Source organism: Mycolicibacterium septicum DSM 44393 (assembly GCF_000455325.1).
Lineage (GTDB): Bacteria > Actinomycetota > Actinomycetes > Mycobacteriales > Mycobacteriaceae > Mycobacterium > Mycobacterium septicum.
The window spans coordinates 3,847,375-3,861,335 of record NZ_HG322951.1 but is presented as its reverse complement, the minus strand read 5'-3'; the positions used below and the strand labels follow the sequence as shown (position 1 = coordinate 3,861,335).

Below are 13,961 nucleotides of genomic sequence, written 5' to 3'. Positions count from 1 at the left end.
TGGTCAGTGTGCGAACTCAGCAGCCAAGTAGGGGGCGGTGGCACTGTCCGAGCACTCGGCAATCTCCGCAGGGGTGCCCGTGGCGACGATGCGGCCACCTGCCGCCCCGGCGCCGGGTCCCATGTCGATGACGTAATCGGCCTGTGCGACCACTCGCATGTCCAGTTCGGCGGCCACCACGGTGTTGCCGGCGTCCACGAGCCGGTGCAAGTGCGCGAGCAGCCGGTCGGTGTCGGCGGGGTGTAGTCCCGCAGTCGGTTCGTCGAGCAGATAGAGGGTGTCGCCACGGTGAGCACGTTGCAGTTCACCGGCGAGTTTGACGCGCTGTGCCTCGCCGCCGGACAGTTCCGTGGCGGGTTGCCCGAGTTGGAGATAGCCGAGCCCGACATCGCAGAGGGCCTCCAGGGCGCGAAGAATGTCGGCCTCACCGTCGAAGAACTCTCGGGCCGCTGAGGTGCTGAGTTCCAGTACTTCAGCGATGTTGCGCCCACGCCATCGGATGGCGAGAGTCTCGGCGTTGTAGCGGGTTCCGTGGCAGTCCGGGCACGGGCTGTAGACGCTGGGCAGGAACAGCAGCTCGACCATCACCCACCCTTCGCCTTCGCAGGTGGGGCAGCGCCCGCCGGCGACGTTGAAGGAGAACCGCCCGGGTTTGTACCCGCGCTTTTGTGCCTGCGGGGTCTCGGCAAAGCGCCTACGGATATGGTCGAACACCCCGGTGTAGGTGGCGACATTGGATCGTGGGGTGCGGCCGATCGGTTTCTGGTCGATGCACACGACCCTGCGCACGCCGTGGGCGTCGCCGACGACCTCACCCGAGGCGGGAGGCGCGGCCTCGGCGAGTAGGTCGTCGTCACCTGAGTCGTCGAAGCGGACGGGGCGACCCAGGTGGTCACCGACGATTTCGGCGAGCGCATGCGCGACGAGGCTCGACTTCCCCGATCCGGACACTCCGGTCACGGCGGTGAGGCAGCGCAAGGGGACCGACACGGAGATCTCGTGCAGGTTGTTGCGCCGCACACCGGCGAGTTCCAGCCAGTGGTTTCGGTCCCGTGGTGTGCGCGGATCGATCCGCGCACCCGCACTGAAGAGATAACGGCGCGTGACGGATTCAGTGACGTCCGCCAGGCCCGCTGGCGGCCCGCTGTAGAGGATCTGACCGCCATCAACGCCGGCACCCGGTCCGATATCGACCAGCCAGTCCGCGGCGGCGATGACATCGAGCGAGTGCTCGACCACGAAGACGCTGTTCCCGCTGCGCTTCAGCCCCTGCAAAATGTCGCGCAACGCGTCCCGGTCGCGAGGATGCAGACCGGCCGACGGCTCATCCAGGACGTACACGACGCCGAACAACTGTGAGGACAGCTGAGTCGCGAGCCGGACGCGCTGCAACTCGCCGCCTGAGAGCGTCGGCGTGCTGCGGGCGAGGGACAGGTATCCCAGACCCAGGTTGATCAGCGGCAGTAGTCGCTCCTGCAGATCGTCCACCAATCGTTGTGCTGCGGCACGCTTTTCGGCTGACATGTTGGGCGTCTGCCGAACATCCGGTGCGGCGGTATGCGCGGCCCCTCCCGCAGCCATCCGGGCCTCGACGGCCGACTTGCGCGCCTTTTTGTCGAGTACCGCACCGGAAGTGGCCGGCGCCCATTGCGGGCTGAGCACTGTGCCGCACAGCGCTGCGAGTTGGTCCAACGTGAGCCGGGACAGTGCGGCGATGTCCAAACCTTCGAACGTCACCGAAAGCGCCTCGGGTTTCAGGCGCTTTCCGTGGCACGCCGGGCACGGGCCGCTTCCGACGAACTGCGAGACGCGTTTCTTGACGCCGGCGCTCTTGGTGGTGGCGAACGTATCCAGAACGTATCGGCGCGCGCCGATGAAAGTGCCCTGGTAGCTGGGTTCCCAGTCGTCCTTGATGGCGCGGCGGGTTTCCTTCGGGGTCAGGCCCGCGTAGACCGGCACCGTTGGGCGATCTTCGGTGAACAGGATCCACTCGCGGTCTTTGTGCGGCAGCTTTTCCCATGGGGTGTCGACGTCGTATCCGAGCGAAACCAGGATGTCCCGCAGGTTCTGGCCGTACCAGGCGGGAGGCCACGAGGCGATGGCACGCTCACGGATCGTCAATGTCGGGTCCGGCACCATCAGTGCTTCGGTCACTTCGTATACGCGGCCCATGCCATGGCACTTGGGACAGGCGCCCTGAGGCGTGTTGGGGGAGAAGTCTTCTGCGAAGAGCATCGGCTGGTTCGCCGGATAATTGCCCGCCCGTGAGTACAGCATGCGGATGAGGCTGGACAGGGTTGTGACGCTGCCGACCGATGACCGCGTGCTGGTCGCACCGCGCTGCTGTCGAAGTGCGACGGCGGGAGGCATGCCTTCGATCGAGTCGACATCCGGAACGCCCACCTGGTCGATCAGGCGACGGGCATATGGCGCAACGGATTCCAAATACCGACGCTGGGATTCGGCGAACAGTGTCCCGAAGGCCAGGGAGGACTTGCCCGATCCCGACACACCGGTAAATGCGACGAGGGCGTCCCGCGGCACATCCACATCGACGTTCCGCAGATTGTGTTCCCGCGCGCCACGAACCCGAACCCTGTCGTGCGAGCCCATTACTCACGTCCTTCCTGTTCTGACCACCTCCACGTCGACTGCCCATCAGGTTGAGTGACCAGGCGACTGCGGCGGCCAGGGGAGTCGTTGCGCCTTGCTAGGCCGAACTCACGGCCGATTGTGCTCGCCCTATGAGTGCCGCGACTCCTAATCCGGCGAAGAACGCAGCTCCGCCTCCGGTGAGGATGGCGCCAGTGGCCGACAAGGTGCGGGCTCGTACCCCGCGCACGGCGGCGATGACGTCCAGGAGATCGGTGAGCAGTCCTAGCTGTAGCGCGCGCGTCTGTAATCGCGGTGAAGCGGTATCGGTGATCGCGACTGCCAACGTCAGCTCACGTGAGCCGAAAAGTTGAGTGGTGAGGGGCTGATCGCGGCCGGAATTGAGTCCGATGAGCCGACCTGTGGTGTTCGGAGCCAACCAGGCGGCGACACCAGTAGTGAACCGTAGGGCGGCAAATACGCGGATGAGCACGTTGCGATTCATGCTTTCCAACACTTCAGGAAAGCCGGAGACCCTTCAAGGGAAAACGCATACCCATGGCGAAGGCCCAGTTGGAGGAGTTCTCAGAATTCGCCGACTCATCCCAGGATCGCCCGCGCTGCGCGCTCTGCAATCAGCATGACCGGCGCGTTGGTGTTACCGGAAGTGATGGTGGGCATCGCCGAAGCATCGACCACTCGAAGGCCGGCGACACGGTACACGCGACAGTCGGTGTCGAGCACCGTGGCGGCTGACTTCGGGATACCCTGTGCGTCAAAGGATCCCATCGTGCAGGTGCCCACCGGGTGGAAAATGGTCGTACCCAGTTCGCCGGCCGCCTGTTGCAGGTCTTCGTCGCTCACCAGTTGCGGGCCGGGAAGCAATTCTTGCGGTTGGTAGCGGGCCAGCGCCGGCGCCGCCATGATCTGCCGGGTCATCCGGAGTCCGGTCACGGCGGTCTGACGATCGTCGTCAGTCGACAGATAGTTGCAGAGAATCTTCGGGTGGGTCAGCGGGTCTGCATCGGCTATCCGCACGTGGCCACGCGAGCTCGGGCGCAGATTGCAGACCGAGGGAGTGATCGCTGCGAAAGGGTGCAGTGGATCGCCGAACTTGGGCAACGACAAGGGCTGCACATGCCACTCCAGATCGGGACTGGAGAGCGCGGCATCGCTCTTGGCGAAGGCCCCCAGGGTAGAGGGTGGCATGGTCATGGGTCCCGATCGCAGCATCAGGTACTGAAGCCCCATGCCTCCACGGGTGATCCAATTCCGGTACAGGGTGTTCACGGTCGGAGCACCCTTGATCCGGTAGACCGTTCGCAGCTGCAGGTGGTCCTGGAGGTTTTCACCCACCCCAGGCAGGTCGACGGCCACCGGCACCTGATGCTCGGTGAGCAGTTCGGCCGGGCCCAGACCCGAGACCTGCATGAGTTGCGGCGAGCCAATCGATCCAGCGCTCAGGATCACCTCGCGGCGGGCACGGACGTCGACGTTTTGGCCGTCTTTGAGCAGCCGCAGGCCGGTGACGCGGTGCCGAGCCGTGGTCCAGGCACCGCGACGCTGGTCTTCGTGGACCTGATCGTCCATCAGCAGCCGCAAGGCCTGGGTCTGGGTGTAGACGGTGAGATTGGGTCGGTGGGCGATCGGATGCAGGAAAGCATCGGCCATCGACCAGCGCCGGCCGCGCCGTTGGTTGACATGAAAGTACGCACTGCCGGCGTTGTCGCCGCGATTGAATTCCTCGATCGCGGCGATGCCCACCTGGGCAGCGGCGGCCTGCCAGGCATCCAAGATCTTCCAGCGCACCCTCGGCCGTTCGACGCGGATCTCCCCACCGGCGCCGTGCCAATCGTCGGCTCCGCCGAAGTAGTCCTCTAACTCCTTGTAGATCGTCAGTGTTTCGCCTGGAGAGTCCGGGCCACCCCAACGCCATCGGTCGTCACCGGTGGCCTGCGCCCACAGGTCATAGTCGCTTGCCTGTCCGCGCATGTGGATCATGGCGTTGATCGACGAGCAGCCGCCGATCACGCGGCCCCGCGCGTAGTGAATGCTGCGGCCGGCCAGACCCGGATCGGCCTCGGTCGTGAAGCACCAGTCGGTGCGCGGGTTGGCGATTGTGTACAGATAACCCACCGGCACCTTGATCCAGAACCAGTTGTCGTTGCCGCCCGCTTCTATCAAGAGCACACGGTGGGCTGGGTTGGCACTGAGCCGATTGGCGAGCAGGCAGCCCGCACTGCCCGCTCCCACAATGATGAAGTCGAATTCGGCGACGGGGGTCATTTCCGGGATCGTTCCTCCATGGCGTCGGATGCGTGTCCTAGTTTGTCCGATGACCGCCCGGTAAGTGCGCATTCCCGTGCTGGCCCCTGCCGCAACCGCCGAAAACGATGCCCGTGCCGCGATGAGCATCTGCCACAATCTGCAGATGGCCGATCAGTCCACTGTGCGGCTTCGCGCAGCCACCGCCGACGACCACGCCTTCGTCGTCGAGATGGCCCGCCACGCCTGCATTATCGAGGACCGGCCTCTTCCCGACCCAGACGACGATGAAGTGCTCGAGATGCTCCCGCCGCCGGGGGCCATACCGATCATCGCCGAGGATCGGAGCGAGTTGCCCATTGGTGCGGTGTGGACGTACTACAGCAGTCCGCCACTGCGCTCCGGCGCCGATGGCGCGCCGCTGCCGGAACTCTGCATTGGAGTCGCACCCGCACGGCGTGGCGGTGGGGTTGGCGGCTTGCTGCTGGACGCGCTGTTCGCGGACCTTTCACCACACGTCGACATGATGTGCACCAACGTTCACGTCCGCAATCCCGCCAAGCGCCTCTACGAACGCAAGGGATTTCGTGAAGTCGGCCCGGGAAACGGCCCGCTCGGGCTGGCGATGATCAAAGATCTCCGGTGACCACGGCAGTCCTGCGCAAGCCGTTCCGCGCCAACAGAATCCGCTAACGCCGAACGCTCAAGTCTTCGGTTGCGGTCAGCCGTTGTCCCGCCATGTCAGCACCTGCTTGAGAGACGAGAGGTCGTAACCGTTGTCGGAGGTGAGTTCGGTTTGGAACAGCGTGACGCCGGCCTCCCGGAAGGCATCGGCGCTATCGGCGTTCTCCCAGAGCGTGGAGCGCTCGATATCGGCACCGTTGCGGCCGAAGGTTGCGGCCAGCTCGTCGACGAGGTCACTCGACCTGCGGAAAGCGTCGAGGTCTTGGAACGCATGCCAGATGTCGGCATGCCGGGCAACGGCGGGCAGCGAGCGCTTGGGCCCTGTGCCGCCGATGAGGATCGGCAGTTTGCGCACGGGCGGCGGAATCAGCGCGGCGAGCCGGTTCTCGATGCGGATCAGGCTCTCGTCGAACAGATCGAAGCGGGAGCCGAAGGTGCCGAAGTCGTAACCGTAGGTGGTGTAGTCCTTTTCGTACCACCCCGCGCCGAGGCCCAGGATGAGGCGGCCGTCGCTGATGTGGTCGACGGTGCGTGCCATGTCAGCGAGTAGGTCCGCGTTGCGGTAGCCGACGCCGGTGACGAGGAGCCCGATCTCGGCATGTGAGGTGATCTCACCCCACGACGCGAGCGCGGTCCAGCCCTCGAAGTTGGAGACGTCGGGCTGCTCGTCGTTCAGGACGGGCTTGCCGTCGACGATGGCCTCCATCGCCGGGCGGTGGAAGTGGTCGTAGCCGAAGATTACGTCGACGCCGAGGTCGTCGGCGGCCAGGACGGCCTCGCGCCACGTGCGGTAGTCGGGCGTGCCACCGGGCTGGATCTGCACGGCGACGCGGATGGGACGAGTCATGGGTGCTCCTGAGACGGGGAAGGGCGACTCTTGAGCCAAGTTCACTTGGTGCCGGGTTTATTCCGGATCGGCACGCGATGTCGGTAGAGCGCCCTCAATACCAGCGAACCGCGGCCAATGCGCTTACCGTCGACGCTATGCCTGCGGACGCGCCGACCATTCTGGCAACCAGCGGCGGGATAGGTCCGGGACAGCGCACGCGGTTCGAGTTCACGGCCATGACCGACTATGCGGTCGAGCTTTCCGGCGTCACCGGACGGCCTCCGCGGGTGTGCCTGTTGGCGACGGCGATGGGTGACGACAAAGCGGTGCTGCATTACCTCACCGAGGCGGCCCAGGTCCGTGGCTTCGTCCCGTCGCATGTGGCGTTGTTCCCGATGCCCACGGTTGACGATGTCACCGCGCATCTACTGGAGCAGGATGTGGTGTGGGTGTTCGGCGGCAGCGTCGCGGGACTGCTGGCGATGTGGCGGTTGCATGGCGTGGATGAATCGCTGCGGGCGGCGTGGCAGGCCGGTGTGGTGTTGACGGGCGTCTCCGCCGGCTCTATCTGCTGGCATGTCGGCGGCACCACCGATTCGTTCGGCCCGCAACTACGGCCTGTCACCAACGGGCTGCGGTTCCTGCCTTACGCCAACGGCGTGCACTACGACTCCGAGGATCAGCGTCGGCCGCTGCTGCACGAGCTGGTTGGAACCGGGGTCCTCCCATCAGCGTTTGCCTCCGATGACGGCGCCGGCCTTGTTTACCGCGGTACTCAGTACGTGGAAGCCGTCGCCGAAAACGACACAGCAGGAGCATATTTCGTCGAACGACGTGGCACTGCCGAGGTGACAGAGACCGCCCTCGATGTTCGGCGGTTGTAGCGCTGACATCCGACCAGCCCGATCAACTGGCACGCATTGCCGGTGTTGACGGCGGGGGAGCAGTGGCTTCGCGGTGTCACAGCGCGTCGTACACCGCGGCGATGAGCCGATAGGCACGGCGATCGCCGGCCAGCCAGTCGCGGCGCAGATTGGGCACGAAGGCGAAGGCGACCTTGTGTTCGAGATCGGCCAGTCCCACCGAACCACCGGCTCCCGGGTGCCCGAAGACGGTCCGTTGCGCAGGTTCGGGCACCACGAAGTTCTGCGACGGCAGCATGTAGCCGAGCCCAAATGCACTTTCCAGGCGCAGTACCCGGTCACGGCCGCGTACACGTTCAGTGATCGCTTCCCGCAGAGGACCAGGGGCAACCAGGGTTCCGCTGATCAGGTCGCCATAGAATTTGGCCAGATCACGAGCGGTGGTCACGAGGCCGGCCGCGGGCCAGCCGGCCGCCAGTACTTCTGGATCGTTATAGGAAGCAACGGGATTCGACGATGCTCGGATGAACAGCGATTCTGGATCGGACATCGCGGTCACCATCTCGGCGACTGTGTCGTCCGGTATCGGCGGCGCGTTCTCGGCGCTCCACACCCGCTGCTCGGGCGGTGGCGAACTGACCCGGGCGGCCTCGCGCACCGCCTCACCGGAAGCGCCGATGAGCAGCCCATCGCCCAGGTTGCGCCGGGTGAACTCGCCGACCGACATGGCGGTGTGGCGGCGCACGAATTCGCCGGCCAGCCATCCGAAAGTCAAAGCGTGATAACCATGTTCGGTGCCGGGCCGCCAGAGCGGGCTTTGGCTCGCCAACAGGTCGGCCATCGCCGCGGGATCCGCGGCTTGGGCCACCGAAACCTGGCGCTCCAAGACGGGCAACCCGGCTCGGTGGGCCATCAGGTCACTCAGCGTGGTCTCGTGCTTGTCGTGCTGTGCGAATTCCGGCCACCAAGCGCTCACCGGTTCGTCGGCGTCGTGGCCGCATTGCTGGGCGACCATGAGGGCTGCGGTCGCCGTCACACCCTTGGTGCAGGAAAAGGTCGGACAGGCGGTGTCGCGCGTCCATGGACGTCCGGTCCGTCTGTCGGCGATGCCTCCCCACAGATCCACCACCGCACGACCGTCGACGAATACCGCCACCGCGGCACCGAGGTCGTCGCCGTTGGCCAAACCTGCTTCGAAGACGGCTTTCACTTCCGCAAACGCGGGGTCAGCGTGCCCCGCCGCCGGACTGGACATACACCGAATTAGAACACGTTCTAGTATTGGTTGAGTGCGGATCCCGGATCCGCAAAGCATGGATCTGCACAGGGTGAAGGTTTAGCGTTCCTTCGCCCCGATCAGGGCTTCCGAGATCACGCCGGTCGCGTTCTTCAATGCGGGGACGGCCCGAGCGATCAATTCCTCAGTGACATGAGCTGAGGGCCCGGAGATGCCGATTGCCATCGGCGTCGGAGCGCCGGGCACGGCCATCGCGACGGAGCGAACACCGATCTCGAACTCCTCGTTGTCGATCGCATAGCCGTCGACGCGCACGCGTTCGACGTTCGCGAACACCGCGGAAAGGGTCGAGGCACTGTTCTCGGTCGGTGCGGGAAATCCAGACTGCGTCACCAGTTTCAGGATGCGTGCATCATCCAACTCGCCCAAGACCGCCTTGCCCACGCCGGTTGTGTGCAGCCCGACGCGCTTGCCGACCTCACTGTCCGTCCGCATCAGCTTCGGGGGCAGAACCTGTCCGGTGTAGATCACCATGTCACCGTCGAGCACTGCAAGACTTGCCGTCTCCGACAGTTCGTCGACCAACGACTGCAGCACCGGGGCGGCGACGGCGCCCAGCTGGCGGTTCGCAACTTCACCGAGCCGTATCAATCTCGGCCCCAGCGCGTAGCGACGATTGGGCAGTTGCCGCACATAGCCGATTCCGACCAACGTGCGCAGGAGACGGTGGATTGTCGGTGGCGGCAACGGAGACTCTGCCGACAACTCCGTCAGCGAGCACTCTCCTCCGGCGCGTCCGATCAATTCCATCAACTCGAACGCGCGCTCCACCGACTGCACGCCGCCCGACTTCTCCGCCATACAGTTCGCTCCCGGTCGACGATTGTCGTTCCATTCAACATGTGCAAGATATTTTCCGCAATATGGAAAAAGTGTTCGCGCATGATCCGGGCATGATGCGCTGATAACCCTCGCGCTAAAATCCACAATGTGGAATTCTGTTTACACGGAAACTTCCAGACCGGGGAGGGGACACCTGTGACACGACGCCTCGACGATGCGGTGCTGGCCGACGTCGATCGCCGCCTGGAGGCCGCCGACGCACAACTGGTGGACCGATACCCCGGTGACGACGGCCGTCGGCAGCCGATCCACACCGTTTACGTCCCGGGTAACCGGTACTCGGCGGCGATGCCCGCCGACTGGGGCGCCACCGCTCTCGCAGCCGCGAAGGACGCGGGCGGGCTAGACGCGGTGGCTGCACTCGTCGGTGCGAGCAGCGGAACCGACTGTGCGCCCGAGACGCTGGCAGCCCTCGTCGAGAACAAGCTGACCACCGAGCCGATCGAAGACCTCCGCATCGACTTCGAGGACGGCTACGGCACCTTCGACGATGCGACGGAGGATGCCGATGTCGCACGGGCGATCGCCGCGCTGCGGATCGCGCTCGACGCGGGCACCTCGACGCCGTTCGTCGGCACCCGCTTCAAGTGCTTCGAACCCGGCACCCGGGCACGCGGACTGCGCACACTCGACATGTTCGTCAGCGGGCTCGTCGAATCCGGCGGACTCCCGGACGGCCTGACTCTCACCCTCCCCAAGGTGACGTCCGTCGACCAGGTTGAGGCGATGGTCGTCGTCGCGGGCGCCCTCGAGCGTGCGAACGGGCTGCCGGCCGGCCGCATCCGCTTCGAAGTGCAGGTCGAAACGCCCCAAGCGATCCTCGGCGCCGATGGGCGCGCACCCGTTGCCCAGTTCATCCACGCCGGCCAGGGCCGCGTCAGCTCGCTGCACTACGGGACCTACGACTACTCGGCGTCCCTCGGTATCGCCGCCGCCTACCAGTCGATGGAGCATCCGGCGGCAGACCACGCCAAGAACGTCATGCAGCTGGCCGTGGCGGGCACGGGTGTGCACATGTCCGACGGCTCGACCAACATCCTGCCGGTCGGCGACCCCGACAACGTCGCCATGGCCTGGAAGCTGCACGCACGCCTCGTCCGGCGCCACCTGGAACGCGGCATCTACCAGGGCTGGGACATGCATCCCGCCCAACTCGTCACCCGATACCTGGCGACCTACGCGTTCTACCGCGGCGCCTTCGCGCCCGCCGCGAAGCGCCTGCGCAACTACGTCCACCGGCTCGACTCGACCGTCATGGACGAGCCGGCCACCGCCCGCGCACTGGCCAACGTGATCCATCGTGGCAGCGTGTGCGGCGCGCTCACCGTCGACGAGATCGAGACTGCCACCGATCTCTCCATGTCCACCGTGCGCGACATCGCGCTCGGCCGCACAACCAGGAGCACCCAGTGACCACTGCGTCGTACTACACGCCCCGCGGCGGCCTGCCCCCGCAGACCGATCTGCTGACCGACCGTGCCATCGTCACCGAGGCCTACACGGTGATCCCGCGCGGCGTCCTCTCGGACATCGTCACCTCGGTGTTCCCGGAGTGGACCGATACGCGCGCATGGATCATCAACCGGCCGGTCGCCGGTGGTGCGACGACGTATTACCAGGCGATCGTCGAGGTCAAGCCGGGCGGTGGGGCGCAGCGACCCGAGCCGCAGCCCGAGGTGCAGAGCTTCCTGTTCGTCACCTCCGGTGCGCTCACGGTCGACGCGGCAGGTCAGTCGCAGACACTCACCGAGGGCGGCTTCGCCTACCTTCCGGCAGGCACCGACTGGTCGGCCCACAACAACGGCGACGCCGACGCGACGTTCGTCTGGATCCGCAAACGCTATGAGGCCATCGAAGGCCACCCGGTGTCGGTCAAGTTCGGCAACGAGCAGGACATCGCACCCTCAGCCATGCCGGGGACCGACGGCAAATGGCGCACGACACGCATGCTCGACCCGCAGGACCTCGGGTACGACATGCACGTCAACATCGTCACCTTCGAACCCGGCGCGACCATTCCGTTCGCCGAGACCCACGTCATGGAACACGGCCTGCTGATGCTGGAGGGCAAGGCCGTCTATCACCTCAACGGAGACTGGGTGGAGGTTCAGGAAGGCGACTTCCTGTCGCTACGCGCCTTCTGCCCGCAGGCCTGCTACGCCGGCGGGCCGTCCAACTTCCGATACCTGCTGTACAAGGACGTCAACCGCCAGGTCATGCTCTGACATACGACGAGACCGGGCGCCTCGGAAGAGGCGCCCGGTCTCGTCTATTTCGTTGGCCTACAACTGAAAAGGCCAGCCGATGACCTTCTTCTCGCGCGGAGTCGCGTAGGTACGCACCTTCGACGTGGACAGACCCATCCGAACCAGACCTTCGGCGATGGTCACCGCCGAGCGGACTCCGTCGACGATCGGGACGCCCGTCGCGGCCGTCACCTTCTCTTCGAGTTCGGCCATGCCGCCGCAGCCGAGACAGATCACTTCGGCGTGATCGTTCTCGACTGCCTCACGCGCCTGGCGGACGATCGCCTCGACGGCCCGATCCGGATCGGATTCGAGTTCGAGCACACCCAGGCCCGATGCCCGCACCGACGCGCATCGTGCGTCGAGGCCGGCGAGCTTGAGACGGTCTTCGATCAGCGGGACGGTGCGATCGAGCGTGGTGACGACCGAGTACTTGTGTCCGAGGTACATCGCCGTCGACGCGGCCGCCTCGGTGATGTCCACAACGGGGACGTCGAGCAACTCCTGCAAGCCTTCCCGGCCGTGCTCGCCGTAGCCGGCCTGGATCACCGCGTCGAACGGCTCGGGGTAGGACGTGACCGCATCCATGACAGCGATGGCCGCGAGATAGCTCTCGAAGTTTCCTTCACACGAGTCCGCACCGAAACGCGGGGTGATTCCGACGATCTCGGTACCCGGCGACGCGACACCGCGCGCCGACTCGGCGATCGCGTCGGTCATCGACACGGTCGTGTTGACGTTGGCTACCAGGATTCTCATGACGGTCCCTACTAGTGCGTGCTGGCCACGGCGATCGGCTCGCCGGAGACATCGTTGAACGGTCCGCGGCGGTCCGCGACCGCCAGGTACACGATCGCACCGAGTCCGGCGCCGATGAACCAGGAGAACTCCGAGACGACCTGGAACGCCGGAACGAACGCCAGCGCCAGCGCTACGACCGCGGTGATGACGAGGGCGACCACGGCGCGCACGTTGATGCCCTTGGCGTAGTGGTATTCACCCTGGGCGTCGGTCGTGAACAGGGCTAGGACGTTGATGTTGGCACGACGCACCAGCCAGTAGTCGGCCATGATGATGCCGAACAGCGGCCCGAGAATGGCACCCAGGCCACCGAGGAAGTAGTTGATGACGGCGGGGGAGTTGTACAGGTTCCACGGCAGGATCACCAGGCCGATGACGGCCGAGATGAATGCTGCGCGACGGAAGTTCAGGTGCTTTGGGAACAGGTTGTTGAGCGCATAGATCGGTGCGACGAAGTTGGCCATCATGTTCACGGCGACAGTCAGGATCAGCAGGGCGAGTCCCGCGAGCACCAGCAAGAGGGTGTTCGGGATTTCCTTGACGATGTCGGCGGGCGCCTCGATGATGCGTCCGTCGATGCGGAACTGAGCGCCGGCCAGAGTGATGACGATGCTGCCGAACACGAGCATGTTGAGCGGGATGCCCCAGAAGTTGCCTTTCACGATCGCCCGCTTCGACTTCGCGTTCCGGGTGAAGTCGCAGAAGTTGAGGACGAACGTGCCGTAGATCGCGACCCACAAGCTGGCGCCGCCGACGATCTTCAGCCACATGTCGGCGCCGGTCAGCGAGTCGGGCGTCGTCCACGCGATGGCCCAGTCGGCGTTGTTGAGCATCCAGATCGCGAGCGTCACCATCGTGATCAGAATGACCGGACCGGCGAACGCCTCGTACTTGCGGATCATTTCCATGCCGTAGCTGACGATGACCACCTGGATCACCCACAGCGCGACGAATGAGATCCAGCCGAGCGTCGACAACCCCAGGAAGCTGTTCGTGTCGAGAGTTTGGGCCGACGGTGCGAGCGCGATGATCAAGATGCGCAGCACGACGGACGCGAGGTAGGTCTGGATGCCGAACCATGCGATCGCGACCGCGCCGCGAACGATGGCGGGGATCTGCGCGCCGCGGATGCCGAATGCGATGCGGCTCATCACCGGGAACGGGACGCCGGTCTTTTCTCCCATGAACCCGGAAAGGCTGAGCAGTAAGAAGAGGAAGGCGCCGCCGAGTCCGAGCGCCACCAGGATCTGCCACCCACCGAGGCCGAGGGCGAACAGTCCGATGGCGAACGAATAGTTGCCCAGGCTGTGCACGTCGTTGGCCCACAACGTGAAGATGTTGTACGCGCCCCACCGTCGACCTTCGCGCTTGGTGGGCGCGAGATCGGCGTTGTACAGATGCGGACTCACGTCGGCGAGTGGGGTTGCATCGGTACGGTCGGAGTCGCCGATCAGCCCGGTGGACTCTGTGGTCATGGATTCGCCTGTCACGGTCGGAGCGACGACGCTCAACGCCGCCGCAAACATTCCACTCTGTGGAAG

General features: G+C 65.3%; 12 protein-coding genes. 4 read left to right on the top strand and 8 right to left on the bottom strand.

From position 1 onward, the window contains the following. Positions 1–3 precede the first annotated feature (3 nt). From TX88_RS18140 to TX88_RS18135, 3 genes are all read right to left on the bottom strand, one after another. Positions 4–2,613 (bottom strand): excinuclease ABC subunit UvrA, encoded by a 2,610-nt coding sequence (locus TX88_RS18140; protein ID WP_044518595.1) that lies wholly within the window; start codon positions 2,611–2,613, stop codon positions 4–6. A 97-nt stretch (positions 2,614–2,710) separates the two neighbouring features. Further along, the gene (locus tag TX88_RS33395) at positions 2,711–3,097 is read right to left on the bottom strand and encodes a hypothetical protein (protein ID WP_084622023.1); all 387 of its coding nucleotides are present in this window, start codon (positions 3,095–3,097) and stop codon (positions 2,711–2,713) included. A gap of 95 nt (positions 3,098–3,192) precedes the next feature. Further along, positions 3,193–4,878, bottom strand: a complete 1,686-nt coding sequence (locus TX88_RS18135; protein ID WP_044518594.1) for a GMC family oxidoreductase — start codon at positions 4,876–4,878, stop codon at positions 3,193–3,195. Positions 4,879–5,023: 145 nt separating this feature from the next. Between TX88_RS18135 and TX88_RS32845 the strand changes: the two genes are divergently transcribed. Beyond that, entirely contained in the window at positions 5,024–5,503 is a 480-nt protein-coding gene (locus TX88_RS32845) for a GNAT family N-acetyltransferase (RefSeq protein WP_168441588.1), read from the top strand. Between the two features lie 75 nt (positions 5,504–5,578). Here the strand turns inward: TX88_RS32845 and TX88_RS18125 are convergent, their stop codons facing one another. Next, positions 5,579–6,388 (bottom strand): LLM class F420-dependent oxidoreductase, encoded by an 810-nt coding sequence (locus tag TX88_RS18125; protein ID WP_044518593.1) that lies wholly within the window; start codon positions 6,386–6,388, stop codon positions 5,579–5,581. A gap of 137 nt (positions 6,389–6,525) precedes the next feature. Between TX88_RS18125 and TX88_RS18120 the strand changes: the two genes are divergently transcribed. Beyond that, a complete protein-coding gene (locus tag TX88_RS18120; RefSeq protein ID WP_044518592.1) occupies positions 6,526–7,254 on the top strand; it encodes a Type 1 glutamine amidotransferase-like domain-containing protein in 729 nt (242 codons plus the stop codon). 76 nt (positions 7,255–7,330) lie between these two features. Here the strand turns inward: TX88_RS18120 and TX88_RS18115 are convergent, their stop codons facing one another. After that, positions 7,331–8,488, bottom strand: a complete 1,158-nt coding sequence (locus TX88_RS18115; RefSeq protein WP_044518591.1) for a serine hydrolase domain-containing protein — start codon at positions 8,486–8,488, stop codon at positions 7,331–7,333. A gap of 81 nt (positions 8,489–8,569) precedes the next feature. After that, on the bottom strand, positions 8,570–9,331 hold the full coding sequence (locus TX88_RS18110) for an IclR family transcriptional regulator (RefSeq protein ID WP_044518590.1): 762 nt from the start codon (positions 9,329–9,331) through the stop codon (positions 8,570–8,572). Positions 9,332–9,508: 177 nt separating this feature from the next. On the opposite strand from TX88_RS18110, the gene TX88_RS18105 reads away from it, so the two are divergent. Together TX88_RS18105 and TX88_RS18100 are read left to right on the top strand one after the other, a co-directional pair. Continuing rightward, positions 9,509–10,786, top strand: coding sequence for a DUF6986 family protein (locus tag TX88_RS18105; RefSeq protein ID WP_044518589.1), 1,278 nt, complete (start codon positions 9,509–9,511; stop codon positions 10,784–10,786). Then, positions 10,783–11,598, top strand: coding sequence for a bifunctional allantoicase/(S)-ureidoglycine aminohydrolase (locus TX88_RS18100; protein WP_044518588.1), 816 nt, complete (start codon positions 10,783–10,785; stop codon positions 11,596–11,598). The genes TX88_RS18105 and TX88_RS18100 overlap by 4 nt, the downstream gene beginning before the upstream one ends. A gap of 57 nt (positions 11,599–11,655) precedes the next feature. On the opposite strand, the gene TX88_RS18095 is transcribed toward TX88_RS18100, so the two are convergent. Together TX88_RS18095 and TX88_RS18090 are read right to left on the bottom strand one after the other, a co-directional pair. Beyond that, positions 11,656–12,378: an aspartate/glutamate racemase family protein gene (locus TX88_RS18095; RefSeq protein WP_044518587.1), complete on the bottom strand. Its 723-nt coding sequence runs from the start codon at positions 12,376–12,378 to the stop codon at positions 11,656–11,658. A gap of 11 nt (positions 12,379–12,389) precedes the next feature. After that, entirely contained in the window at positions 12,390–13,895 is a 1,506-nt protein-coding gene (locus TX88_RS18090; RefSeq protein ID WP_044519541.1) for an NCS1 family nucleobase:cation symporter-1, read from the bottom strand. Positions 13,896–13,961 lie beyond the last annotated feature (66 nt).